The sequence below is a fragment of the Caldimonas caldifontis genome, from assembly GCF_002930615.1.
GTDB lineage: Bacteria > Pseudomonadota > Gammaproteobacteria > Burkholderiales > Burkholderiaceae_C > Caldimonas > Caldimonas caldifontis.
Map to the genome: position 1 here is coordinate 135,283 of NZ_PSNX01000009.1, position 24,447 is coordinate 159,729.

A 24,447-nucleotide genomic window follows, 5' to 3' on the forward strand; every position below is an offset into this window, starting at 1 on the left:
AAGACATTTCGCCAGACGCATGGGTCGCGGCGCGACCCGGTAAATGCTTGATTTGGCGAAGTTTTCGATTATAGGAAGCCCGCCGCTGCCATGTATTGCGTCGCCCAGGTGTCAGCGCTTCGCCGCCTCGCGTCCTATGATCGATGCACCCGATTCATCCGAGGACGCATGCCCATGGATTCCGCCCCCTCCCCCCTGGCCACCCTCAAGGACCCCAGCCTGCTGAAGACCGACGCTCTGATCAACGGGCAGTGGGTCGCAGGCAGCCGGCGCTTCGAGGTGAGCGACCCCGCCACCGGCCAGCACCTGGCCGACGTCGCCAACCTCGGCGCGGCGGACACGGAACAGGCCATTGCCGCCGCCCACGCCGCCTGGCCGGCCTGGCGGGCCCAGACGGCCAAGCAGCGCGCCGCCGTGCTGATGAAGTGGTTTCAGCTCCTGAACGAGCACGCCGACGACCTGGCCCGCCTGATGACCGCCGAACAGGGCAAGCCCCTGGCCGAGGCCCGGGGCGAGGTCATCTACGCCGCCAGCTTCGTCGAATGGTTTGCCGAAGAGGCCAAGCGGGTCTACGGCGAAACCGTGCCTACCACCGACCCCACCAAGCGCTACCTGGTCATCAAGCAGCCCATCGGCGTGTGCGCGGCCATCACGCCCTGGAACTTCCCCATCGCCATGATCACCCGCAAGGTGGCGCCGGCCCTGGCCGCGGGGTGCCCGGTGGTGATCAAGCCGGCCGAGCAGACGCCGCTGTCGGCCCTGGCCGCCGCCGAACTCGCCCAACGCGCCGGCATGCCGCCAGGGGTGCTGAACATCGTCACCGGCGACAGCACGCAGTCCGTCGAGATCGGCAAGGTGCTGTGCGGCAGCGACGTGGTGCGCCATCTGTCCTTCACCGGCTCCACCGAGGTCGGCCGCATCCTGATGCAGCAATGTGCCCCCACGATCAAGAAGATATCGCTGGAACTGGGCGGCAACGCACCCTTCATCGTCTTCGACGATGCCGACGTGGACAGCGCGGTGGAAGGCGCCATGGCCAGCAAGTACCGCAATGCGGGCCAGACCTGCGTGTGCGCCAACCGCCTGTACGTGCAGGACGGCATCTACGAGGCCTTCACCGCGAAGCTGGCCGAGAAGGTGCGCAATCTCAAGGTGGGCAATGGCTTCGAGGCCGGCGTGCAGCTCGGCCCGCTGATCGACGAGCCGGCCCTGGCCAAGGTGGAGGCCCACGTGGCCGACGCCACGGCCAAGGGGGCACGGGTGCTGACCGGCGGCCAGCGCATGGGTGAGCGCTTCTTCTCGCCCACCGTGCTGGCCGACGTGACGCCCGACATGCTGTGCTCGCGCGAGGAAACCTTCGGCCCGGTGGCCCCGGTGTTCCGCTTCAAGACCGAGGACGAGGTCATCGCCCTGGCCAACGCCACGGAATTTGGTCTTGCAAGCTACTTCTTTAGCCGCGACATCGGCCGCATCTTCCGGGTGGCCGAGGGGCTGGAGTACGGCATGGTGGGCATCAACACCGGCCTGATCTCGGTGGCCGAGGTGCCGTTCGGCGGGGTCAAGCAATCGGGCCTGGGCCGCGAGGGCTCGCACCATGGCATGGACGATTACGTCGAGCTGAAGTACCTCTGCCTGGGCGACCTGCACAAGTGAGATGAGGCGACGCCTCGCACGTCACAACATCTCTTCCGGCGCAAAGGGGCCGAGCAGCAGCAACAGCAGCTGACGCCCCGCCCCGGCCTCCGGCTCCGTCCCGGTCACGCTGGGAACGTCGGGGTTGTCACTGACCCAGTGCAGCGTGCCATCGCCCAGCCGCTGCACGTGGTATGCGCTGCGCTGGATCACCTCGTCAAACAGCGTGGCCAGCTCGTCGGCCAGCGCCGGGCTGCGCATCACCAGGCCGATCTCGCTGTTGAGTCGTGCCGAGCGCGGGTCCATGTTCATCGAGCCGACCAGCACCGTGCGACGGTCGATCACCAGCGCCTTGGCATGCAGGCTGGCCGACGAGGACCCGAAGCTCCCCAGGCGTGAGCGCTGCGGTGCCGCGTGGGGGGCCAGTCTGGGCCGCAGTTCGTGCAGATCCACCCCCAGCCCGAGGAGGTCGCCCCGGTAGCGGGCGTAGCCGATGTGCACCACCGGGGCATCGGTGGCGGCCAGCGAGTTGGTCAGCACCCGCATGCGCACGCCGCGCTGGCGCAGCTCCCGCGCCAGCGCCACGCCACGGCGTCCGGGCACGAAATACGGTGAGATGATCAGCACCTCCTGCCGGGCGGTGCGCAGCAGGCCCAGGATGTCATCCTCGATGGTCTCGGACCGCCCGGGGTTGCCTTCGCTCGCGATCTTCGAGGGCTTGTCCGCGATCACCGTGGCCGGCACCCAGAACAGTCGCTCTCGCCCGCCCAGCACGCCATGCACCACGCTGGCGTCCATGCGAGGCGCCGTGTCGATGCCCTTGTCCTCTTCGGCCGCGGCCGTCGCGACGGCGCCAGCGCAGTCGGGTTTGCCAGTCACCAGTCGATGCACAGGATAGGCCAGCGCACTGTTCCAGAAACTGTCGAAGGAGGCGGACAACTCCTGCACGGCCGGCCCGGCCACCAGCACGTCGAGATCCACGAAGTTCGTGTTGGGGCTGTTGAGGAAATAGGCGTCCCCCAGGTTGCGCCCGCCCGTCACGGCCATGGCGTTGTCCGCCACGAACATCTTGTTGTGCATGCGGTGGTTGATGCGAGGCAGATCGGTCAGCGAGGCCAGCACACGCGTGGCGGTTGAGAAACGGCCGGACGGAAACGGGTTGTACAGCCGCACCTGGATGTTCGGGTGGTCGGTCAGGCACAGCAGGCTGGCCTCCTTCGCCGCCGTGTTCAAGTCGTCCACCAGGAAGCGCACCCGAACGCCGCGCATTGCAGCGGCATGGACGCGGCGCAGGACCGCGCGGGCCGCCGCATCGTTGTGCACCAGGTAGTACTGCAGGTCCAGGGTGCGCTCAGCGCGATCAGCCAGCGCCATCAGGGCGCCCAAAGCCTCGTCACCGGCCACCAGCAGACGCACGCCCGAGTACTGGCGGTTCGGCGCCGCCTGTACCGCCCAGCGGCCCAGACTCGTGGCCTGCGGCTCCCTCAGGGCCTGGGTGGGTTCGTGCGGGACAGGGTCGGGCAGGGAGGCACAACCTTGCAGGCCCGCCAGCAGCAACAAGAGGGACCACAGGATCCGCTTGGCAAGGCTGTCGATCGCCGCGTGCACACTGCCGCCCCCCAGATGACAAAGGGCCGCTGGACGCGGCCCTGGAATGTGTGGAGCGGGTGAAGGGAATCGAACCCTCGTATCAAGCTTGGGAAGCTGGCGTTCTACCATTGAACTACACCCGCGTCAGCCCCGGCATTATAGAGAGCCCTACCCGGGAAAGACAAAGGCCTTCGTTCAGACGAAGGCCTTTTGCAGGGGTTATGGGGTGGCTGATGGGATCCAAAACGGCGACCTAAGCTGTTGATCTCATTGGGAAAAGCGCCGAGGAAAACTGACTTGTTCCCCCGTCTGTTCCCCTTGTCCGCATGGGACGTCTTGAGACCGTCAGCCACGACATTCTGGCGGTCCTGCCCGTCGCCCGCAACGTCGCGATGCTCATCGGTCCTTCAACGCGGAAAGGTAGGCGGTGGCAACCTCTATGCAGTGCTCCAGGCTCGGCTGATACCCGGTCGCAGCGATCGCCTCGAAGGTCGCCACAAACCCTGGCCCGGGTCGTCGGATCTGCTCGAGGAACCGGTCCCGGTGCCGCATGAGGAATGGTCCGGCTGCCGCCAGCGCATCCGGCTCCCGCTCGACCACCATCGCGAGGTCGAACAGATCACGCGCCGTCGCACGGTCCCCGCGGTGGTACATCTTCTTGGCGATCACCTCCGCAGCTGTCTCGACGCGCACCGGCCGCCCCTGGATCTCCCACCACTCCCAGGCCACGTCGGTGAGGTTCGGTGCGGCCACGAAGTCGATCTCGCCTTCCTCGAACTGCAGCTTGACGAACGAGCCCGGCATCTCCGTGTACTCCTCGGTCAGGGATGCCGCCGTGTCGCTGAGTCGGGGCGTCACGTAGCCGAGGTACTGCGGGTCCGGCACGAAGATGTCGATGTCCTTGCTGAGGCGGTGTCCGTACCTGAACATCAGGACGGTTCCGCCTCCGAAGGTCCAGAACGGGTCCGCAAGCCCGCCATGGCGCTGGATGTCGTCGACCAGCCGCAGCGCTCGCTGGAACAGCACTTCCCAGGGGCCGGACGGCAGCGACTTCATCACGCTCTCATCACGCCCACAGGCCCTGCCGGTGCACCGCCAGTGACCTGGCCAGCTTCGCGACGTTGCGCCACACAGCCTTTGGGGCCACGCCCTCGTTCGCGGCGGCTTCCTCCACGGCCATCACCACCAAGGGCACCGGCGCCTCGTCGAGCAGGTGCGTCAGGTGGGCCGCGTAGCCCTTCGGTACGCTGCCGCTGACCAGCGCGTGACCGAGCGTGTCAGGCGGCACCTCCTGGACGTAGCTCACGCTGGCGTTCTTCGCCGCCATCCACAGGCCCCGCTTCCGGGCGCGCGCTGCCTGGCTGGGCGGATCGAGGTCCAGCCCCAGCACGGCCAGCACCTGGGCCACCCGGTTGAATCCCAGATCGCTCAGGGCGCCCGCTTCCAGCCCGACCAGCGTCTGCCGCGAAAGCCCGCTCAGTTGCGCAAGCCGGGACTGCGTCAGTCCCAGCGCCTCGCGCCGCTCGCGGATGATGGTGCCCAGGTTGGAGAGGTCCACAGATTGGCCTGAAGAATTGTCGAATATTTTTGACATTCTAGCGCCTCCGGACCATACCCGCCAGGCGCTCGCCAGCGGCGCCGCAGGCCGCTCGCTGCCCACAGCCGTGACATATGCGCTCGCTGTCGGGCCACTGCGGGCGATCGAGTCCATCGATCAGTCGACGGTGTCTCGCTGCAACGGCTTCGACTTGCTCCCGCGACATCAAGCGGACCGCTCGTGAGGTCGGTGGCGCTGAGTGCCGGCCGGGGAAGATCACGAACGCCTCGTCAGACACACAAACACGGAGTTCGTCCTCCACGGCCACCCGCTGCGCCGAGAGCTGGATGACATCCGACGTCTTCACCGCTGGGGCCGACCGCGTCTTCAGTTCGACCAGCACGACCAGACCGGTCGGCAGCCGATAGGCCCTGTCCACCCTGGCCACGATGGGCCAGCGGCTCTTCGACCTGAACTGCGACTCCACGCAGATCAGTTCGGCGTCCCGCAGCCCGGCCGGTCGGTCCCGCCGCTCCGCGACGCGTGCGCGGTGCCGCCGGACCAGGTGCCACGTGACCGCCAAGGCAACAGCCAGGAGCAGCACCCACGGCCACATCAGCTCGAACCTCATGGTCGCCGCCTCGCCGACCATCGCCGCCACCCATGCGCCACGAAACCCAGGATGCCCCTGGTCATCCGCAGCAACGGCGGGCAGCGCTGGAGCACTCTGCAAAGGCGCGGACCGGCAGCATAGTAGGCTGCCACCAGGCGTCGCCCCCAAGGCCGCGGCCTCAGGACCGTGTCCCTGAAGTCGCGCAACGCATCGGTCTGCCAGGCGTCCCCGAAGACCATCGTCGCGATGAAGCATCTCTCGCCCGGTCGTCGAGTCGACCCGTCGCCTGGCGCTGTGGCGCGCCGACCCTGCAACTCGAAGCGCACATGGGCAGCGATGCCCCTCCGGCGCGCCCCTTCCTGTGAAGTGCTTCGACGCGGGCCGTGCAGGGATTCGAGAACCACCAGGCGTTCGCACCGGCCCATCTGCGCCAGCTCGGAGGCCCCTACCGACCTACCCTGGCGACACCTCGCCCGGCTCCTCATGGCCCATCCCGGCCATCGATCGCGGGCTCGAAGAGTCCGTTCGTGACCTCCGCCCCGTCGCCGTCGAAACCGATCGAGCCGGACACATCGCTGGCTTCCTGCCCAGCGAGTTTCAGGACGCCCTGCTGGACCAGCAGTCCCTCGTAGGCCAGCGTGCGCAGCCTGCCGACACGCTTCACTCCCTTGTGGAACCGTGCGAGCTCGTCGTAGAGACGAGGCAGTTCCGCCCGCTCGAGCTGGAACACGAGCCGGATGCGCGGCGGCTCCGAGGTCTTGTTGGGGCCGTTCATGCGGCATCTCCGGCAGCGCGCTCGGCCGTGGCCGACCTTTCGCGATCGGCCGCCAGCACGGTTCGCGCGTAGGTCATCCCGGCCAGCTGAAACCCCCTCACGTTGGCGAACACAGGCTCCTTGATCTCGAGGATCCGGTGGCGCGGAAACGCCGACTTCACGGCCTTCCGGAACAGGAAGGCGCCTCCGCCCACGAGGATGATGTTCTGCAGGCTGTGCGGCGATTCGATCCACTCCTTCATGCTCGACACGGCCTGCTCCGTCACGCTCTCGGCCAGCGGCAGCAGCCGCTTCAGGTCGTAGGGCTTCTGGAAGATCACCGGGGCCTTGCCGGTCCGCAGGGCCATGTCGATGGCGTCCAAATCGCGAAAGGGCGTGCCGATGTCCTTGGTGATCTCGGCGGCGAGCAGCTTCAGCACGTCGGCGACACCCCGATTCACGGAGTGGCTCTGCTTCTGGACCAGTCGCATGCCTTGGGCGACGAGCCAGTCGAAGGTCCTCGCACCGGGATCGATGATCAGGCTGCGCTCCTTGGCGATCTCGGCGAGCTTGCCGTGGGCGTGCGCGTAGAAGGCCAGCGCGCCTTGAGGCTGGGCAACAGCCAGCGTGCGCACCACACTGACCTTCTTGCCACCGCCGACATCGTGCTCGCCTGTCATGACCCGCTCCAGGGCCGCCTTCTTCACCGCGAACAGCGCCACCGGAAGCCCGACGACCAGCAGGTCGATCTGGCTCTGCCGCATTGAGCGCAGCGCACCGCGCAGCAGCGCCATGTACTCCGGCGACTCGATGTAGTCGTCGTGCAGCTGCGTCGCCCGGAAGGTGTCGGCCGCGAGCCTGACCTCGGGACCGACTTCATAGAAGAGCGACCCGACCGGGATGAACATCGTCTTGGCCCCATCGCCGCCAGGCCAGAGTGGTTGTCCGTTGCTGGACGGGTATGCCAGCGACGGAAAGCTTGCGCAGCGGATCTCGCTGTCTGCCGTGCCGGTGACGAACTTGGTGTTGCCGGAACCGACATCCACCGCCCTCACGATCAGGTTCATGGTGTTCTCCGAGTGAACGAACGACTGCTCAGGATCGACAGACCGACCCTGTTCCTCCACGCGGATACCGGCCTCTGCAGGCGCGATTTCGACATCGGATCCCTCCCGGTGTCACTGCGCCGGCACTGCAGAATCACTGCACTGACCCTCGGACGACACCGAATGGACGAGGCGGCCGCGTGGTGTCACCACGGTCACACTGCAAAGTCACTCGTCAACCCCGTCCATCGGCGCGCACGCCGGTGCCTGACACGGCCTGGGGAGGCCGGTGCCGGCCCAGTCGGGGTACCTGAGGCGGCAGCCTTGCCTGTCAACCCCGCGCCGTTGCTGGCGATCCGAGCCATTGCCACGCTAGATGGGCCCTGCCGCCGAATCGCACGCCGTCAACTGCCTGCCCCAAGGGCCGACCGATCAGGGACCTTGCGGCGGGCGCTAGGCATGCGGCCTTGACCGTGGATGCCGTCGCGGTTTCCACTGTGGGCTCCCGAGGGCTCCTGGCCCGCTCCGTCCTCTCGAAGAAGACGAGCAATGCAGGCGTCGCAGTCGTTACCTGCCTCGTGCCTTCAACCGAAGTTCCCGTCCCGAACGGGTGGCGCGACCGGCCTCGACCTCCAGAAGGATCGACGCCGCGAGCGTGCCGAGTCATCTCATCAGCAGTGATCTGCCCGGTCCTTGCCTGCCGCATCCCCGCGATGACGGCTGGGCGCTCCTGAAGCGCACCGGCGCACCAGAACCCCGTGGCGGCACCTGATGCCGCGTACCGTTCCCGCCAGCCCTTGAGCACGCGCGCATGACGCGCATCGCGCGGCGTGATGGCCTCCATGAGGCTCCCCGCACGACCCTCGCTCATCAACTCGACACCGCCCTGGACTCTCGGTCAGGGGTGGACCCATGCGAGCGGCCGGCGCTGCACACCAGGCCTGATCCACCGAATGACCCAGGGCTCGACCCTGGCGTCGATGTCGCACCCAGCCCCGAGCGGGGTGGACATCACCCATGTCGTCGCGTCGCAGAAATGCGCAGACGGCCTGGATCAACGTGTTCCATTTTTAAGTCTGACCGAGCTGACCAGGCCCCTCGCCGAAGACCATGAGGCGCCCGGACCAGCAAAGCCATGGGTGGGTGTGGCGCTGCAGAGATCGACCGCCGCACCGACGTTGCACACGATCTCCATCGCCGTGGGCTTGCCAGGAATCGGCCCCGGGGATGTCCAGATGGATTCCTCCGATTCCGGTCCCCCGGACCGTTCATCCACAGGCGTGCTGTTCGGGCAGTCCGCCACCTTGCAGAAAGCCCACCATGTCCCGTATCCGCCGTGAAGAACCCTCGCGCCGCCGCCGGCAGGCACCGCTCTCCCTCAACGACCGCCGCAATGACCCGCGCAATGGCTCCACCCTGCCCTCCTCATCCACCCGCCCTTCCAGGACCACCGCGATGACCTCGGCCAGCCCAGGCCGCCTGCATGGCCAGGACTCGCCACGCCGCCAGAACTGGGCCGGCAAGTCGCCCCAGCAAGTGCTGGACATGTACCCGCCGGGCAGGACGCCCGTGAACCGGGTGGTGGACGTGCTGATCGAGCTGTTCAACCCGCTGCACACCGCGCTGGAGAAGACCGTGTCGCACAAGACGCGCTACGAGCGCGCCCACTTCCTGCGACGCTTCTTCCGCGAGCTGCACACGGACGCCGGCTTCAAGCTGGCGCCCGATCCTCGCAACCTGGGCCAGCGGCATGTCCAGGCGATGGTGAAGGTCTGGCAGCGCCGGAAGCTTTCGCCGGGGACGATCCAGACCTACCTGAGCTTTCTGCGTGGCCTGGCGATGTGGCTCAACAAACCGGGCTTCATCCGCAGGCCCGAGCACTACGGCCTGACGCCTGACGAGTACGAGCGCCACGAGAACGCCCAGCGCGACAAGAGCTGGAGCGGCAACGGCATCGACGTGGAGGCCTTACTGGCCCAGGTCTCTGCCTACGATGCCCGCATCGGCGCGTCGATGCGCCTGATGGTGAAAGTCGGCCTGCGGCGCAAGGAGTCCGTGATGTGCCGCCCCTACGCCCACGTCCACCCCTTTGAGGAGACAGGCCTGCCCGACGAACAACGGGAGGCGGATCGGTATCTGTGGACGAAGGGCAAGGGAGGCCGTGCGCGCTGGCTGCCGCTGGCCACCGAGGAGCAGCAGGCGGCCATCGCGCATGCCCGCAGCGTGGTCAGCGGCCATGACGCACACATGGGGGCGCCGGATCGGGACCTGAAGTCCAACCTCCGTAGGCTGGACTATGCGCTGCGCAAGTTCGGCCTCACGAACCGCGAGAGCGGCACCACCGGCCACGGGGCGCGGCACGACCACCTTCAAGGCCAGTACCAGGACACGACGGGCACGCCCGCGCCGGTGCGTGGCGGTGGGCCTGTCGGTCAGGACCTCGACCGCCAGGCGCGGCTGCGTGTGGCCCGTATCGCGGGCCATGCCCGCCTGCGCTCGGCCGGCGCCTACATCGGTGCGATCCGGCGCTCGCTTTCAGGGGGCCGCGACCCGGCCCAGGGCGAGACCGGCAAGCCCGGGCCGCGGAGCATCGGGGACGACGGTGACACGCCTGTCCCGGTCGCATGAGCCGGCCCGGCCCGGGCCGGCCCTGCGTTCAGGCGCAGGCGGGCGCCTCGGTCCGGGCAGGATCGTTGGCGTCGACCTCCTCGCCACCCGTCGCCGGGGCATCGGCGTGCGGCTGCACGCGCAGGCAGTCTGGCAACCAGCCACGCCCGGCGAGCAGTTGTTCGGCCTGCGCCACCGCGGCATCCTTCTTCAGCGCCGCGAGCGGACCAGCAACCTTCGCGCCGGCCACCGCATGCACCACCTCGACCACCCTCGCCTTGGACACGTGCTGAAGGTAGGCCTCCCCCGTCGCCGACCACCATCGCGTCATGTCCAGGCTGAGGGCGCGGGCCAGACCGTCATTGACCGGTCGGCCGGTGTCGGTGCCGGTGATGCCGTTCACGGTGGACGCGACCAGGAAGGTCAGCAGCCGCTGCACCGTCTGCGGCGGCTGCCGCAGCATCCAGTCGAACACCGCGTCGGGTTCCTTGGGCAGGTGCTCGATCCAGGCGATGCGGTCGGCTTCGATGCGCTGGGCCGCCTGGCATGCCTCGATGTCCTCGGCCGCTCCCCGCAGTTCGTGCTGGTTGCCGGTCGCGCTGATCGCCAGCAGGTTGGGCAGTCGGTAGGCGCCATGGAGCGGGTCGGCCAGCAGCTTCAGCGCCAGGTGGGTCGTCAGTGCCGCCAGCGCAATCTCGGGGCGGTCCAGCAGCTCGGCCTGGATCGCGGCGACACGGTGGGCCGTGAGACGGCGCATGAGCTTCTCGGAGTGCACGGGCCGTGCCGTGGCGCCGGCTGCCGATGGAAGCGACTGCAGGGCCGGGAGCCCCGAGCCGCGCGCAGCATCCGCGTCGTCTTTCGAGCCGCCTTCACCGGCCGACTTCTGTTCGGCAGCCTTGGTGATGGCCTGCGCCAGATCGGCCCGATCCTCGGGACGGATGAGCCCTGCCCTGATCGCGGCACGGCCGTCCGCGCCCACATGCAGCACGCACCCGGCGAGCGCCATCCAGGCCACGGGCCATTCGGTCAGCGCTTCCAGTCTCGCCTTGCGCTCTTCCTCCAGCCCATCGGCCTCGGACTCCAGGGCGAGGAAGGCACGGTCGCGCGACGCGTCGTTCTCGTCGGCGGCGTCGTTCGCCTCGCTGGCGCCGGTGACGTCCCCGCCGGCATCGCCATCGCGGTCCACCAGCGAGTCCATCTGCTCGTGCAGGGCAGCGATGCGCGTGTCCAGCTCCTTCAGCGCCTCGGCCTCCTCGGACGTCGGTGCGCGGCGGGGCTTACGCAGCTCGCCGTGCTTGACGTACTCGTCGTAGGCGAAGCGCGGACGGATGTCGACCCACTTCCAGCCCTCGGCCAGCAGTTGCTTCGCGCGCTTGCCCAGCTTGTCGGCGGCGAGGCGCTCCAGCAGGGCCGGGTCCAGCAGGTAGGCCTTGCGGTCGTCGTCGCTGAACAGGTCGCGGCGCAGGGGTCCGCCGGCCTTCTCGTAGGCCTTGACGGTAACGTAGCGGGCCAGCGGGTCGGCGTCCGATTCGATCTCGCCCCGGGTCAGCAACTGCCGCAGATGCTCCGGGCGCTGGTTCCAGCTCGGCAGACCGGCCCAGGCCTGCTCCTGGCGCTGGTGATCGTCGACCGAGGCCAGCACCATGAGGCAGTCCAGGCCGATGCCGCCTTCGCGGTACAGGGCCATCAGCCGGGGCGAGACGGTGGCGAGCTTCATGCGCCGCTTGACGATGAGAGGCGTCACGCCGAAGGCTGCGGCCACATCCTCGACGGACTTGCCCTGCGCAAGCAGTCTGGCGAAGGCGGCGAACTCGTCGGCCGGGTGCATCGGCACGTGGAAGCAGTTCTCGGCAAGGCTCGCGATGAGCGCCTTGTCAGCCGGCACGACGAGCACCGGCACGGGGTAGTTGTCGGCGATGTCGCCCTGCTGCACGAGCAGCGTGAGCGCGGCGAGCCGCCGCCCGCCGGCGCAGACCTCGTAGCGCCCGCGCGCCGCCTGGACCACGACGAGGTTCTGCAGCACGCCACTGTCCTTGATCGACGCGGCCAGTTCCGGCAGCGACATCGCGGGCGTCGTGGCACTGCGGGCCTGGTGGTCCTCGGACAGCACCAGCTTGTTGAAGGGAACGAAGGTGCGAGGGGACGCCTCGATGATGGCGTCGACCTCGGCTTTGGAGAATTTCATGAGGGACTCCTGATCGGTTGCATGGCAGGCCGGCGGCCCACCATGCAGTCAGGATCCCATCGAGCCCGTGCACTTCAAGGGTGGCGAGGAGCGCTCGCCGGTGGTCCGGTCAGGACGCCAGACCGCGCGTCGGCTCGCCTACGACGGCCCGCCCGACTTCAGGGCTGCCAAACGCTCCACCACCTCGCGTTTACCAACCCCGCGCAAGGCAGCGATGGCGGCGAGGTTCCTGCCCTGGGGGTGCGCCTTGCCCTGCTCCCAGGCGTACACGCTCTGCCCCGATGCGCCGACCAGCAGCCCGAAATCCGCAGCCGACAAGCCCAGGCGCTTGCGATTGCTGGCCATGCCGGAGGCGCGGAACCGGAATTTGTCGGCCCCGTCCCCTTCCTCGGCCCGAGGTGGCGATGGCGGCCGAGCGGGGGCGGCGCGCGCGGACTGCCGCACGGACCGCTCCAATTCGCTGACCCTGCGCTTCAACGCGGCGCTTTCCGCGCGCGCTGCCGCGAGCGCCTTTCTGATCGAATCGACCTCGCCGCGCGATTCCTTGCGAGCCAGACGAACGATCTCGGCCTTGAGCAGGGATGCAATGTTGGGCATTGGCCGATTGTGCCAAGGGCCCGAGGAAGGTCGGGGATCAGCGCTGTGCGGGTGGAAGCCGTCAGGAGCCGTGTCGCACTTCAAGGAGCGACCGCTTTCCGGCGTTCAAATCAGCGGCGTCGCTGAACCGCACCGGGAATCGAGGAGGCCTGTTGGCTTGAGTCAGACCGCTGTGGTCTGACGGTTCTTGGGTTCAGGCTTTCTCTCTATCAGCCCCCCGCAGGGGCCGCCGGAGGCCCTCCGGTTGGGCCATGTATTCGTGGTTCAACCTTCCTGCGGCGCTGCCGTCGAAGCAGGTTCTGTTGCGGCCAGTGCCTGCTGCCGACGCCAGTAGTTTGCCTCGGCTTCGGCCGGCGGGATGTAGCCGATGGGTTCGAGCAAGCGATGGTGGTTGAACCACGACACCCACTCCAGCGTCGCCAGTTCGACCGCCTCTCGTGTCTTCCACGGCCCGCGCCGGTGGATGATCTCGGCCTTGTACAGCCCGTTGATGGTCTCGGCCAGCGCGTTGTCGTAGCTGTCGCCGGTGCTGCCTACGGACGGTTCGATGCCCGCCTCGGCCAGCCGTTCGCTGTAGCGGATGGACACGTACTGGGTGAGTTCAACCGGTCGTCGCAACACTTCCTGATCGGAGGTGTTGATGAAAGTCGAAGGTCGAAGAGCGAGAGCGGCAGGGCGCGGGAAGTTGCGTTCGCCAGGGCGACCGCCGGTGTTGCATCGATCCGAGCGACGGCCGTTCTGGGATGCGATCGCGGCAGGTTGTTCCAGCGAGGACGCTGCGAGGCTGGCCGGCGTGTCGCAAGCGGTGGGTACCAGATGGTTCCGAGAATGCGGAGGTATGCCTCCATCACATCTCGCGCCGTCGGCACCACCACCAACGGGAAGGTACCTGTCGTTGGCCGAGCGCGAGGAGATTGCGCTTGCACGGGCGCGCGGTGCCGGCGTCCGAGAGATCGCCGCGCAACTCGGACGCGCGGCCTCGACGATCTCGCGTGAGTTGCGGCGCAACGCCGCCACGCGCGGCGGCAGCGCCGAGTACCGGGCGATGACGGCGCAGTGGCATGCAGATCGTGCGGCAAGGCGTCCCAAGCCTGCCAAACTGCTGACCAATCCGGCGCTGCGCGCGTATGTCCAGGACCGGCTCGCCGGCAACATCGCGACGCCTGACGGTTCAGTGATTGTCGGACCAAAGGTGGCTTGGAAGGGGCGCCGCCACGGGCGCAGAAAGTCGCGCCGGTGGGCGCGAGCATGGAGCCCTGAACAGATCGCCAACCGGCTGCTCATCGACTTCCCGGACGACACGTCCATGCGCATCAGCCATGAGGCCATCTACCAATCGCTGTACGTGCAGGGCCGTGGCGCGCTTCGTCGCGAGCTGACGGCCTGTCTGCGAACTGGAAGAGCCTTGCGTGAGCCGCGGCAGCGCGCGCGAGGGCGTGGCAAATCCTTCGTGACGCCGGACATCCTCATCAGCGAACGACCGGCTTCGGTGCAAGACCGTGCGGTGCCGGGTCACTGGGAAGGCGATCTCATCGTGGGCCTCGCCAGCTCGGCCATCGGCACGTTGGTGGAGCGCACGACGCGATTCACGATGCTGCTGCACCTGCCGCCGATGCCGGGACATGGTGAACGGCCACGTGACAGGACCGGGCCTGCGCTCACTGGTCACGGTGCTGAGGCGGTGCGAGAAGCGATCACGCGCGCCATGTCGTCATTGCCACAGCAGCTTCGGCGGTCGCTGACGTGGGATCAGGGGGCGGAGATGAGTCAACACGCCCAGCTCTCGATCGACACCGGGCTGCTGGTGTACTTCTGCGATCCACAAAGTCCCTGGCAACGCGGTACCAACGAGAATACCAACGGGCTGTTGAGACAATACTTCCCCAAGGGGACGGACCTCAGTTCTCACCGAGCCAGTGACCTGCAAGCCGTGGCTCTTGCATTGAACACGCGCCCGCGAAAGACGCTCCAATGGCGAACGCCGGCCGAAGCACTCAACAAGCTGCTGCGGCAGACGCAACAGCCATGCGTTTGAGCCTGGGCACGCGTCGAGCACCCGCCGTGCCGCTGAAAACGGGTTACCCAACGGGTGCTTCGCACCTGTGGACAAGCCGCCGCGTGCTGGTTGAAGGGCCCGTCGGCTTGTCCACAGGCAAGCCCGTTGGATAACCCTGCGCCCTGCCGTTCCATCCATTCCTGTCGAGAACGCGAATCAACGATGCCCCCGTCAGCGAGGCTGCTACGCTCGGCAAACCAAGCTGTTGCGACGACCAGTTGAACTTGGGCTGCGAGCCGCGGTCACTGTGGTGCACCAGGTCGCCTTCGCGCTCGGCCCGCCGCGCGTACAGCGCCTGTTCCAGCGCGTCGAGCACGAAGTCGGTCTGCATGGAACTGCTGACCCGCCAGCCCACGATGCGCCGTGCGAAGACGTCGACCACGAAGGCGACGTACACGAAGCCCTGCCAGGTCGAGACGTAGGTGAAGTCCGCCACCCACAGCTGGTTCGGCCGCCGCGCCTTGAATTGCTGGTTCACACGGTCCAGCGGGCAGGCGGCCTTGGCATCGCGCACCGTCGTGCGCACGCCCTTGCCGCGCCTGGCTCCTTGCAGGCCCAGCCTGCGCATCAGCCGCTCCACGGTGCAGCGTGCCACCGCCACGCCTTCGCGCAGCAACTGCCGCCACACCTTGTCGGCGCCGTAGACGCGCAGGTTCGCGTCGTACACGCGTTGCACCTGCGGCATCAGGGCCACGTCGCGCTGCGCCCGCGCGGGCAGCAACGCAGGTTGGCGCTGACGTGCCACGTGACGCCGGTACGCCGACGGGGCGACCTGCAGTGCGCGGCAGATCGACTCGACCCCCAGGCGAGCGCGATGCTCGTCGATGAAGGCGTTCACTTCTTGTGGTGGCGGTCGAGCTCCGCCTGGGCGAAATACGCGCTTGCCAGCTTCAGGATCTCGTTGGTCTTGCGCAGCTCACGGACCTCGCGTTCGAGCTCCTTGATGCGCTGCTGCTCGGCCGTCGTGGCGCCCGGCCGCACGCCGCTGTCGCGCTCGCCTTGGCGCACCCACTTGCGCAGCGTCTCGGCCGTGCAGCCGATTCTGCCGGCGATCGACTCGATCGCTGCCCACTGCGACGGGTACTGGTCCTTGGCGTCGAACACCATGCGCACCGAGCGCTCGATCACCTCGGGTGAAAACTTCGGGGACTTCCGCATCTTGGCTCCATTCTCAATCGAAGGAGCCTCCTCGAAAGACGGGGCGGTTCATCGCTGTCCCTGAACGACCCGGAAGAGACATAGGCCGTCCCGATCTCACCGCCCTGAAGCTGCCGGTCGGGCAACCTCCCAGTCACCCGTAAGAGGCCCCGAGACCAAGGGAACACGCCGGCTGGCCGTACTCAAGGACATTGAGGCACGGAGCGCGGCTTGAGACCGTGCGGCTCACCCACCGGGAGCCCATCGTGCGAGCCACGGCGCAGCAGCCCCAGCGGGCTCCCGATGGCACCCTGGTCGCGATCCATGCTCACTCGATCCACTTTCGATCTCCACTTTCGCGGCGCAGACGACGACCGCGAGCACGACGTTATCGACCGGCGCATGCATCCGGGCCGGCGCGACGCAACAGGAAGTACGCGACTGGCGATGGCGGGCGCGGCGGTTGCGTCGGGTACCAGCCGATCGTTTGCGTGAAGGACGGCATGCAAGTCCGCAAGGTTCAGACATGGTTCGCGCGGGGCGGGTGGAGCGGAACGGATACGCCAGTTGCTCGGCATAACTGTGGGGGACCCGGATCACCCTCAATGCCGACCGGACCAAGCGCCGCGTCGGGCCGATAGAAGGTTCGGAAGCAGTGGTCCCAGACCAGCCAGAACTCGCCAAAGTTGACCTGGGCGGCCTTGAAGCGCTCCCGATGGTGCCAGCGGTGGACTTCGGCGACACCGGCGAGGTAGCTGCGCGGCCCCAAGCGGTAGTCCAAGTTGGCATGCTGGGACGCGAGGTGCATAGCGAGGATTGCCAACCACCCGCCCAGAACTTCGGCAGGGGTGCCGAGCAGGCCCAGCACCAGCAGCCCCGGGCCGGCCATCAGCGCCGCGTGGATTGGGTGCCGACGCTCACCGTTCAGCCAATAGAGCCGGCGCGGTGAGTGGTGGATGCTGTGCAGCCGCCACAGCACACCGTAGCGGTGGCTTAGGCGGTGCATGACGTACAGAGACAGGTCCAGCGGCAGGCCGGCCAGGAACACCTGTGCCAGATACGGCCACTCGGTCGGCCACCGAACGCCTTCCCGCTCCACCGAGGCCCGGAGCAGGACAAAGCCCATCACCGCACCGTGCATGACTGCAAGGTTGACGATGGCGTGAGCAACGTCGGCCGGAAAGTCGCGGTCCCGCACTTGCCACTGCAATTCGAAGGGGAACCAGCGCTCGAGCAACGCCACGGCCGCTAGGCCGCAAACGACCAGCGCTATCAGCCATGCAATCGGGTTGCCCATGGACGGCGCCCAAGCCACTCCGACGATGACCGACGCCATCAGGGCGGGATACGCCACGTACCGGACCGCTAAACCAAGCCATCGCAACCCCCGTTCGTTGCCGGGAGTGTTGCCAGGGGGCCCGGTGCGGGCGCTTGAACAAACCTGCTACGGAGGGGCAGCTTGACTCTGTACTTGCTGCAGGGTTTCCAATGGGGGTCGTTGAAGGTGTCCTGCTGTGCGCGGGATCGCAAAGGAGACGAGTGAGCTTCGACGATGAGCACGACCTCGACGCCAGCCGGGCGGCCGACCGCCGCATCCTGTGGTGGGTGCTGCTGATCAATGTCGGCCAATGCGTGGCCGGCGTGGGCGTCGGGTTGTGGGCGGCCTCCACGGCGGTGATCGGCGCCGCGCTCGACAATCTCGCCGACGCGTCGGTCTATGGCGTCAGCCTGTACGCGGTCGGCCGCGCGGCATCGATCAAGGTGCGGGCCGCGCGCTTGTCTGGATGGCTGTTGATCGGGCTGGCGGCGATGCTGGCAGTAGAAGTGCTGCGCCGCTTCTTCGGCGGCGAAGCGCCGATAGGCCCCGCGATGATGGCGATGGCCGCCGTCAACGCCGCGCTGAACATCGTCTGTTTGCGCCTGCTCAAGCGTCACCGCGGGGAGGACGTCAACTTCAAGGCGTCCGCCATCTTTACGAGCAACGATTCGATCGTGAACCTGGCGATCGTGCTGTCGGGCGCGCTCGTGATCTGGTGGGGATCGAACCTGCCGGACGTCGTGCTCGGCCTGGTGGTGGCCGCCATCGCCGCCAACGGCGGCCGGGAGATCCTGGCCGAGGCTCGCGAGGCCGCGGAGAGAGCGGACGCCAAAAAAGCGTGACGATCGTCAGACGATGCCGGATGGGCACTTGACTCTGTAGTCACTACAGGCGGTTAAATCGAACTCCGAAGCGAGTGAAAGTCGAGCGATGCAGACCGAACAAGTTCAAGACACAGGTGCGCCACTGCGCTCCGATCAAAGCCATCCCGTGCCCTCGCCAAGCTTGCGGACCACGGCCTTCCGCGTTGCCAACATGGACTGTCGCAACGAGGAAGCAGCGATCCGGGCCCGGTTGTCCCAGCTTCCCCAGGTCGGGTCACTCTCGTTCGACCTGCCTGCCCGCAGGCTCGTTGTCGAGCATGAGCTGCCCGATCCCCGGCCCCTGCTTCAGGCCTTGACCGAGATCGGCATGTCCACTTCGTTGGAAGCCGAAGGCACGGTCGCCGGGGGCGACGCATGCGGCTCCGCTTGTTCTGCGGCCTGCGGCGGCAGCGTCGTGAGCTTGCCTTCGACGCATGTCTTCACGGTGCCGGACATGGACTGCCGCAACGAGGAAGCGGCGATCCGAGCCCGGCTGGAGCCACTGGACGGGGTCAACTTGCTGGAGTTCGACCTGCGAGCGCACCGGCTGTCGGTGGTGCACACCTTGCCCTCCGCCGAGCCGATCCTGCAGCAGTTACGGGCGCTAGGCATGTGCGCGCACCTGGGCAACACCACGGAGGTGGCACCACCCTCGAGCCCCGACGCGGACGCCGCTTGCGGCCCCTGCGGCAAGCCCGAACCGTCGCTGGTGTCGGTGCCTGCGGCAAGCGGCAACACCACGCAGTTCCTGATCACAAACATGGACTGCCCGACCGAGGAGGCGCTGATCCGCAAGCACCTGGGCAAGCTCGACGCGATCGACCGGCTCGACTTCGACCTGATGAACCGCCGGCTGGCCGTGCAGCACCGCCTGGGCGATCCCGCACCCGTGCTCGATGCGCTGCGCGAGATCGGCATGCAGGCCACCGTCGAACGCGAGGCCGGGGCCAGCCCGCAGGGACAGGCCACCTATCTGATCGAGAAGATGGACTGCCCTACCGAGGAGGCGCTGCTGCGCAAGGCCCTCGAAGGCCTGCCTGGCGTGGCAGCGCTGCAGTTCGACCTGATGAGCCGCACGCTGACCGTCAGCCACTCGCTCGACGACGCGTCGCCCATCACGGCGGCCATCGAGCGCCTGGGCATGGCGCCGGTCCTGCGCGACAGCAGCCGGCCCGCGCCGGCGGTGACAAGCGAGTTCGGCAGCGGCATCTCGAAGAGCCAATGGCTGCGCATGGCCGCCGCCGGCGTGCTGGCGATCGGTGCCGAAGTAATGGCGTTCTCCGGCATGGGTGAATCGTCGCTGCCGGTGGTGGGCGCGTCGCTCGCGGCCATCGCCCTGGGCGGGATCGAGACGCTGAAGAAGGGCTGGATCGCGCTGCGCACCCGGTCGCTCAACATGAACCTGCTGATGACGGTGGCCGTCATCGGCGCCGCGCTGATAGGCCAATGGCCGGAAGCCGCGGTCGTGATCTGGCTGTTTGGCATCGCCGAGATGATCGAGGCGCTGAGCCTGGACCGCGCCCGCAACGCGATCCGCAAGCTGATGGACCTGGCTCCCGAAACGGCGCTCGTGAAGCAGCCCGACGGCCGCTGGGAAGAGGTCAAGGCCGAGACCGTGCCGCTCAGCGCACTGGTCCGCGTGCGCCCCGGCGAGCGCATCGCGCTCGACGGCGTGGTCGTCTCGGGCGCCTCGGCGGTCAACCAGGCGCCCATCACCGGCGAGAGCATGCCGGTGGAGAAGAACCCCGGCGACACCGTCTTTGCCGGCACGATCAACGAGCGCGGCACGCTCGAGTTCGAAGTGCGCTCGCGCAAGGGCGAAACCACGCTCGACCGCATCGCCCGCTCGGTGCAAGACGCGCAGGGCCAGCGCGCGCCGACACAGCGCTTCGTCGACCGCTTCGCGAGCGTCTACACACCGGTGGTCTTTGCGCTCGCGATCGCCATCGCCGTGATCCCGCCGCTGTTTTTCGGCGGCGGCTGGTTCGACTGGGTCTACAAGGCGCTGGTGATGCTGGTGATCGCGTGCCCCTGCGCGCTGGTCATCTCGACGCCGGTCACCGTGGTCAGTGGCCTGGCGGCGGCGGCAAGGCGCGGCATCCTCGTCAAGGGCGGCCTGTACCTGGAACAGGGTCGCATGCTGCGCTCCGTGGCGCTGGACAAGACCGGCACCTTGACGCACGGCCGGCCGTCACTGACCGAGACGGTGCCGGTGGCCTCGATGCCGCGCGAAGAAGTGTTGCGCGTCGCGGCGAGCCTCGACGCCTTGTCCGAGCACCCGGTTGCCACCGCGATCGTCAATGGGTATGGGGACCGGCCGCACGCCACCGTGCAGCGCTTCGAGGCCTTGGCCGGTCGCGGCGTCAAAGGAGACATCGACGGCCAGACCTACTACATCGGCAACCAGCGGCTGGCCACCGAGCTGGGAGTCGCGACCGAGCCGGTGCGCACGCTGCTGGAGCAGTTCGAAGCCCAGGCCAAGACCGCCGTGGTCCTTGCCACGGCCCAGCAAGCGCTGGCCGTACTGGCGGTGGCTGACACCGTGCGCAACAGCAGCAAGCAGGCGGTCGCCGAGTTGAAGCGGCTCGGCGTGGAGCCGGTGATGCTCACCGGCGACAACAGCAAGACGGCCCAGGCCGTGGCGGCGCAGGTCGGCATCACCGATGCACGCGGCGAGCTGCTGCCGCACGACAAGCTGGAGGCCATCGAGAAGCTGGCGGCCCAGGGCCCCGTGGGCATGGTCGGCGACGGCGTCAACGACGCGCCTGCGCTGGCGAAGTCGAGCATCGGGTTCGCCATGGGCGCCGCCGGCACCGACACCGCGATCGAGACCGCGGACGTGGCGCTGATGCAGGACGACCTGCGCAAGCTGCCCGAGTTCATCGCGCTGTCCCGCAGGGTCGGCGGCATCCTGAAGGCCAACATCACGTTCGCGATCGGCACCAAGGCGGTCTTCATGGTGCTCGCCTTCACCGGCCATGCCAGCCTGTGGCTGGCAATACTCGCGGACATGGGCGCGAGTCTGCTCGTCGTCTTCAACGGACTGCGCCTGTTGGGCCGTTCGGCACCCACCGATGGCCGTGCTGCCGGCTGAGCGCGGCGTGCGCCTGGGCTTCGCGCTGGCAGGCCTGGTGCTGGCCGCCGACGTGGCGACGAAGGCCGCGATCGTCGCGTGGGTCGAGTACGGCGCGGTCCACGAGTGGCTGCCGATTCTCAACATCGTGCACGTGCTCAACCGCGGCGCGGCCTTCAGCTTCCTGCACGATGCGGGCGGCTGGCAGCGCTACTTCTTCATCGTGATCGCAATAGCGGCGTCGGTCTTCCTGATCTGGATGATCCGGCGGCCCGGTACGTCGATCATGGAGCGCACGAGCTTCGGACTGATCCTCGGGGGCGCCTTGGCGAACATGGTCGACCGGCTCGTGCGCGGCGCCGTGGTGGACTGGATCGACTTCCATTGGGGCCCGCACCATTGGCCGGCGTTCAACATGGCGGACGTCAGCATCAGCATCGGCGCGGTGCTGCTCGTGGTCCACGAGGTATTCGGCAGGAAGCGGCTGCGCGAAGCGAATGGATGAACTCGGCGCATCCGGCCGGCCGTTGTTGGTCATGGGCCGAGGTTGGGCCGTCTACGCCGGTCCAGTGGAGCCCGGCCGGCTGCACCGGCACCAGGCGACGCAGCTGGCATGGTGTTCGCACGGCACCTTGCAACTGGAAGGCGCGTGGGGCGTGATGGACACTCCGGGGCACTTTCTGCCCGCCCCCGTACCGCATCGGCTCGTGGCCGCCCAGCCCTTGCGCATGGTGTTCCTCGATCCGACCGTGCTGGGGCACGAGCCTGCGCGGAACCTCCCCGCGGGCGCGGCGGCGCTGACCGCCCTGCAGGTCGACGTTCTGGAAGACGAGCTTGACCGCTGGTTGCGAGGCGAGGACTTGGCCGGCGTGCACCACCCGCCGGACTCTCGCACCGACAACGATCCGCGCTGGGAGGCCGTCCTCGCTTGGCTCGAGCAGGCGCTCGAAACGTCGGTGCGCGTCGAGGACGCAGCCGAAGCGGTGGGCCTGTCGTCCTCGCGCTTCATGCACTGGTTCGCCGAAGCCTCCGGCCTCACGTTTCGCGCCTACATACGTTGGCTGCGCCTGCAACGTGCCGTGCGCACCCTCTCCGATGGGTCAACACTCACCGAAGCAGCGCACTTGGCCGGCTTCGCCGACAGCGCCCATCTGACACGCACCTTCGTCGCCACGTTTGGCGTGCGCCCGGCGCCATTGCGCGGGGCACGCATCGTTTGCGCGGACCACGTCACGCCGCCGCTCACGCCGCACGGGCTGGCACTTGTCGAAACGTCCTGAGCATCGCTCGAACTGAACATGGACTTGATGCTGCTGGCCAAGGCGATCGCGCTGGGCATCGTGGAAGGTCTGACCGAGTTCCTTCCTATCTCTTCGACCGGTCATCTGATCCTCGCGTCGTCGTTGCTGCGCTTTGATCACCATGCCGCGCAGGTGCTCGAGATCACGATCCAGGCCGGCGCGATGCTCGCCGTGGTCTGGCACTACCGGGCGCCGTTGGCGGCCACCGCTTTCGGCCTGACTTCCGATCCTGCGCGTCGGCGGTTGGCGCTGAATCTGTTGGTCGCCTTCGTTCCGGCGGCCGTCCTGGGCCTGCTGTTCGGTTCGTTCATCAAGGGCCACCTGTTCAACCCGACCACGGTCGCCATCGCGTTTGTGCTTGGCGGAGTGGTCATCCTGCTGGTGGAGCGTTCGCAGCGAAGGCGTCCTCGCGGCACCTCGCGACGCGCGGACATCGGCACCGTGGACGATCTAACTCCGAGAGACGCATTGCGCATCGGTCTCGTGCAATGCGCGGCACTGATCCCGGGCACCAGCCGATCCGGGGCGACGATCATCGGTTCGATGCTGCTCGGGCTGCCGAGACAGGTGGCCACCGAGTTCAGCTTCTACCTCGGCATCCCTACCCTCTTCGCGGCGGCTGCCTACTCGACGTGGCAGCACCGCCACGCGCTGCGCCTCGACGACGTCCCGCTGTTCGCCACGGGGACCATGGTGGCATTCGTCAGTGCGCTCACGTGCATCCGCTGGCTCATCCGTTATGTCTCAACGCACGACTTCAGCCCGTTCGGCTGGTACAGGATCGCCTTCGGTGCACTGATCTTGTTGAGCTCGGCCGCGGGCTGGATGTCTTGGCCGGGGTCGTGATTAACTCTTTCACCGCACAGGGGGCCGAACGTCAGTGACTCGCACGCTTGCAATTGCACTTGGCTTTTGGGCGCTGATGGCTTCCTCCGGCGCCGAGGCGCAGGCAGTCGGAAGCAGCGCGCCTGCATTCGAGCTTCCCACCGCCGACAAGCCGGTTCGTCTGGCCGATCTGAAGGGTCAAGTCGTGTACGTCGACTTCTGGGCCTCGTGGTGCGTTCCGTGCAAATTGTCGTTTCCGTTCATGAACGACATGCACGCCAAGTACGGGCCGCTGGGCTTGACGATCGTCGCCATCTCGGTCGACCGCAAACGCGAGGATGCAGACAGGTTCCTACGCGCAACGCCCGCCAGGTTCGTCATCGCATACGACGCGGAAATGAAGGTCGGGACCTGTACCAGCCGAAGGGCATGCCCACCTCCTACCTGATCGGCACGGACGGCAAGGTGCGCGCCGTTCACGTCGGCTTCCGCTTGGACGATCGAGAGAAGATCGAGAAGGAGATTCGGGCGGCTCTCGGTGTCGCTCGCAAGTAAGTGGAAGCGGCGACGACCTTGCACGGCGCTGCCGAGGCCGTCAACTGTCGGCGGCAACCGTGCCTGCCGGAACTCCGTTGACAGGGGGACCCATACCCGCTTTCAGGTGCGCCGCTTTGCCAGGCGCATCAGATGCTCGGCCACCTCCAACGACTTGGGGTTCGAGCCCGCCATCGAGCCCGAGGTGAGCCAGCGGCCGTCGACGCCTATCGACGGCGTTCCCTGGAAGCGGTAACCGTTGGCCAGGGTGGTGGCCTGCGTCACCTTGGAAGCAACCGAGAAAGAGTTCACCGTGCTGACCAGACGGCCGGCATCGACGCCGTTCCTGGTTGCAAAATCCGCAACGTGCTCGACCGTGTCGATGCGCCTGCGCTCCTCGTGCAGGGTGGTGAACACTTTGCGATGCAGTTGCTCCACGAGCCCCAAAGATTCGATCGCGAAGTACAGCCTCTGGTGCAACACCATGGGGCCTGCTCGAAAGGCGACGGGAATGCGCCGGAATCGCACGTCGCTGGGCAGCTTCTTCTGCCAGGCGTCGATCGTCGGCTCGAAGGCATGACAGTGTTCGCAGCCGTACGCGAAGAACTCCAGAACCTCGACCTGGTTGGGGTCCAGTGTGGGCTGGCGGGGCGACACGGCCACGTAGTGCTTGCCTTCCACAGGCCACGGTTCGGCTAGGGCCTGTTAACACATCCGCAGTCCATCAGCGACGAGAACGAAGGTGATGAAGCCGAGGAACATGATGTCGAGCTTTTCGA

The 24,447-nt window shown here is 67.5% G+C and carries 23 protein-coding genes, 1 tRNA gene, 3 pseudogenes and 1 other annotated feature; of the genes and pseudogenes, 12 read left to right on the forward strand and 15 right to left on the reverse strand.

Annotated features, from left to right (window positions below; genetic code table 11):
* Nucleotides 1–174: 174 nt before the first annotated feature.
* Complete coding sequence (locus tag C1704_RS11015) at nucleotides 175–1,653, forward strand: NAD-dependent succinate-semialdehyde dehydrogenase (protein WP_104302782.1); 1,479 nt, start codon at nucleotides 175–177, stop codon at nucleotides 1,651–1,653.
* A 21-nt stretch (nucleotides 1,654–1,674) separates the two neighbouring features.
* Here the strand turns inward: C1704_RS11015 and C1704_RS11020 are convergent, their stop codons facing one another.
* The 8 genes from C1704_RS11020 to C1704_RS11050 form a co-directional block, all read right to left on the reverse strand.
* Nucleotides 1,675–3,192 (reverse strand): phospholipase D-like domain-containing protein, encoded by a 1,518-nt coding sequence (locus C1704_RS11020; RefSeq protein ID WP_146076071.1) that lies wholly within the window; start codon nucleotides 3,190–3,192, stop codon nucleotides 1,675–1,677.
* Nucleotides 3,193–3,291: 99 nt separating this feature from the next.
* Nucleotides 3,292–3,365: transfer RNA gene (locus tag C1704_RS11025), tRNA-Gly, on the reverse strand.
* Between the two features lie 253 nt (nucleotides 3,366–3,618).
* On the reverse strand, nucleotides 3,619–4,278 hold the full coding sequence (locus tag C1704_RS11030; RefSeq protein WP_104302784.1) for a nucleotidyl transferase AbiEii/AbiGii toxin family protein: 660 nt from the start codon (nucleotides 4,276–4,278) through the stop codon (nucleotides 3,619–3,621).
* Between the two features lie 10 nt (nucleotides 4,279–4,288).
* Nucleotides 4,289–4,780 carry a helix-turn-helix transcriptional regulator gene (locus tag C1704_RS11035; protein ID WP_104302785.1) on the reverse strand — a complete coding sequence of 164 codons (492 nt, stop codon included), beginning with the start codon at nucleotides 4,778–4,780 and terminating at the stop codon, nucleotides 4,289–4,291.
* A 37-nt stretch (nucleotides 4,781–4,817) separates the two neighbouring features.
* Complete coding sequence (locus C1704_RS11040; protein ID WP_146076072.1) at nucleotides 4,818–5,390, reverse strand: PD-(D/E)XK nuclease family protein; 573 nt, start codon at nucleotides 5,388–5,390, stop codon at nucleotides 4,818–4,820.
* Nucleotides 5,387–5,857, reverse strand: a complete 471-nt coding sequence (locus tag C1704_RS17950) for a CFI-box-CTERM domain-containing protein (RefSeq protein WP_336469942.1) — start codon at nucleotides 5,855–5,857, stop codon at nucleotides 5,387–5,389. The genes C1704_RS11040 and C1704_RS17950 overlap by 4 nt, the downstream gene beginning before the upstream one ends.
* Entirely contained in the window at nucleotides 5,854–6,147 is a 294-nt protein-coding gene (locus tag C1704_RS11045; RefSeq protein WP_104302787.1) for a hypothetical protein, read from the reverse strand. The genes C1704_RS17950 and C1704_RS11045 overlap by 4 nt, the downstream gene beginning before the upstream one ends.
* Entirely contained in the window at nucleotides 6,144–7,193 is a 1,050-nt protein-coding gene (locus C1704_RS11050; protein ID WP_104302788.1) for a PRTRC system protein D, read from the reverse strand. Before C1704_RS11050 ends, C1704_RS11045 begins: the two co-directional genes overlap by 4 nt.
* Before the next feature lie 932 nt (nucleotides 7,194–8,125).
* On the opposite strand from C1704_RS11050, the gene C1704_RS11055 reads away from it, so the two are divergent.
* Both C1704_RS11055 and C1704_RS11060 read left to right on the forward strand, forming a co-directional pair.
* Nucleotides 8,126–8,512, forward strand: a complete 387-nt coding sequence (locus tag C1704_RS11055; protein WP_104302789.1) for a hypothetical protein — start codon at nucleotides 8,126–8,128, stop codon at nucleotides 8,510–8,512.
* A complete protein-coding gene (locus C1704_RS11060; RefSeq protein ID WP_245876456.1) occupies nucleotides 8,493–9,800 on the forward strand; it encodes a phage integrase N-terminal domain-containing protein in 1,308 nt (435 codons plus the stop codon). The genes C1704_RS11055 and C1704_RS11060 overlap by 20 nt, the downstream gene beginning before the upstream one ends.
* A 28-nt stretch (nucleotides 9,801–9,828) precedes the next feature.
* On the opposite strand, the gene C1704_RS11065 is transcribed toward C1704_RS11060, so the two are convergent.
* From C1704_RS11065 to C1704_RS11075, 3 genes and pseudogenes are all read right to left on the reverse strand, one after another.
* Nucleotides 9,829–11,964, reverse strand: coding sequence for a ParB/RepB/Spo0J family partition protein (locus C1704_RS11065; protein ID WP_104302791.1), 2,136 nt, complete (start codon nucleotides 11,962–11,964; stop codon nucleotides 9,829–9,831).
* Nucleotides 11,965–12,102: 138 nt separating this feature from the next.
* A complete protein-coding gene (locus C1704_RS11070) occupies nucleotides 12,103–12,561 on the reverse strand; it encodes a helix-turn-helix domain-containing protein (RefSeq protein WP_104302792.1) in 459 nt (152 codons plus the stop codon).
* Nucleotides 12,562–12,825: 264 nt separating this feature from the next.
* Nucleotides 12,826–13,158 (reverse strand): annotated as a pseudogene (locus C1704_RS11075) (integrase core domain-containing protein); the annotation flags it as partial.
* A 43-nt stretch (nucleotides 13,159–13,201) separates the two neighbouring features.
* Here C1704_RS11075 and C1704_RS11080 point away from each other — a divergent pair.
* On the forward strand, nucleotides 13,202–14,596 hold the full coding sequence (locus C1704_RS11080) for an IS30 family transposase (protein WP_211286923.1): 1,395 nt from the start codon (nucleotides 13,202–13,204) through the stop codon (nucleotides 14,594–14,596).
* A 250-nt stretch (nucleotides 14,597–14,846) separates the two neighbouring features.
* On the opposite strand, the pseudogene C1704_RS11085 reads toward C1704_RS11080, so the two are convergent.
* Together C1704_RS11085 and C1704_RS11090 are read right to left on the reverse strand one after the other, a co-directional pair.
* Nucleotides 14,847–15,775: pseudogene (locus tag C1704_RS11085) on the reverse strand (IS3 family transposase); the annotation flags it as partial.
* Nucleotides 15,381–15,497 (reverse strand) — a sequence feature (AL1L pseudoknot). (Overlaps the previous pseudogene by 117 nt.)
* Before the next feature lie 499 nt (nucleotides 15,776–16,274).
* Nucleotides 16,275–17,051 (reverse strand): sterol desaturase family protein, encoded by a 777-nt coding sequence (locus tag C1704_RS11090; protein WP_211286924.1) that lies wholly within the window; start codon nucleotides 17,049–17,051, stop codon nucleotides 16,275–16,277.
* A gap of 242 nt (nucleotides 17,052–17,293) precedes the next feature.
* Between C1704_RS11090 and C1704_RS11095 the strand changes: the two genes are divergently transcribed.
* Together C1704_RS11095 and C1704_RS17980 are read left to right on the forward strand one after the other, a co-directional pair.
* Nucleotides 17,294–17,914, forward strand: a complete 621-nt coding sequence (locus tag C1704_RS11095; protein ID WP_245876457.1) for a cation efflux transmembrane domain-containing protein — start codon at nucleotides 17,294–17,296, stop codon at nucleotides 17,912–17,914.
* 193 nt (nucleotides 17,915–18,107) lie between these two features.
* Nucleotides 18,108–18,203: pseudogene (locus tag C1704_RS17980) on the forward strand (hypothetical protein); the annotation flags it as partial.
* 38 nt (nucleotides 18,204–18,241) lie between these two features.
* Here C1704_RS17980 and C1704_RS18010 read toward each other — a convergent pair.
* On the reverse strand, nucleotides 18,242–18,391 hold the full coding sequence (locus tag C1704_RS18010; RefSeq protein ID WP_425342755.1) for a hypothetical protein: 150 nt from the start codon (nucleotides 18,389–18,391) through the stop codon (nucleotides 18,242–18,244).
* Here C1704_RS18010 and C1704_RS11100 point away from each other — a divergent pair.
* From C1704_RS11100 to C1704_RS17870, 6 genes are read left to right on the forward strand one after another with little or no spacing between them, the layout of a single operon-like run.
* Entirely contained in the window at nucleotides 18,390–21,029 is a 2,640-nt protein-coding gene (locus C1704_RS11100) for a heavy metal translocating P-type ATPase (protein ID WP_425342752.1), read from the forward strand. The two genes, C1704_RS18010 and C1704_RS11100, sit on opposite strands and share 2 nt — an antisense overlap.
* A complete protein-coding gene (gene lspA, locus C1704_RS11105; protein WP_104302796.1) occupies nucleotides 21,010–21,513 on the forward strand; it encodes a signal peptidase II in 504 nt (167 codons plus the stop codon). Before C1704_RS11100 ends, lspA begins: the two co-directional genes overlap by 20 nt.
* Nucleotides 21,506–22,288, forward strand: coding sequence for a helix-turn-helix transcriptional regulator (locus C1704_RS11110; RefSeq protein ID WP_104302797.1), 783 nt, complete (start codon nucleotides 21,506–21,508; stop codon nucleotides 22,286–22,288). The genes lspA and C1704_RS11110 overlap by 8 nt, the downstream gene beginning before the upstream one ends.
* 18 nt (nucleotides 22,289–22,306) lie before the next feature.
* Entirely contained in the window at nucleotides 22,307–23,155 is an 849-nt protein-coding gene (locus tag C1704_RS11115) for an undecaprenyl-diphosphate phosphatase (protein WP_104302798.1), read from the forward strand.
* A gap of 34 nt (nucleotides 23,156–23,189) precedes the next feature.
* Nucleotides 23,190–23,582, forward strand: coding sequence for a TlpA family protein disulfide reductase (locus tag C1704_RS11120; protein WP_245876458.1), 393 nt, complete (start codon nucleotides 23,190–23,192; stop codon nucleotides 23,580–23,582).
* Nucleotides 23,564–23,689 (forward strand): hypothetical protein, encoded by a 126-nt coding sequence (locus tag C1704_RS17870; protein ID WP_259371316.1) that lies wholly within the window; start codon nucleotides 23,564–23,566, stop codon nucleotides 23,687–23,689. The genes C1704_RS11120 and C1704_RS17870 overlap by 19 nt, the downstream gene beginning before the upstream one ends.
* A 102-nt stretch (nucleotides 23,690–23,791) precedes the next feature.
* On the opposite strand, the gene C1704_RS11125 is transcribed toward C1704_RS17870, so the two are convergent.
* A complete protein-coding gene (locus C1704_RS11125) occupies nucleotides 23,792–24,349 on the reverse strand; it encodes a thiol:disulfide interchange protein DsbA/DsbL (RefSeq protein ID WP_104302799.1) in 558 nt (185 codons plus the stop codon).
* Nucleotides 24,350–24,447 lie beyond the last annotated feature (98 nt).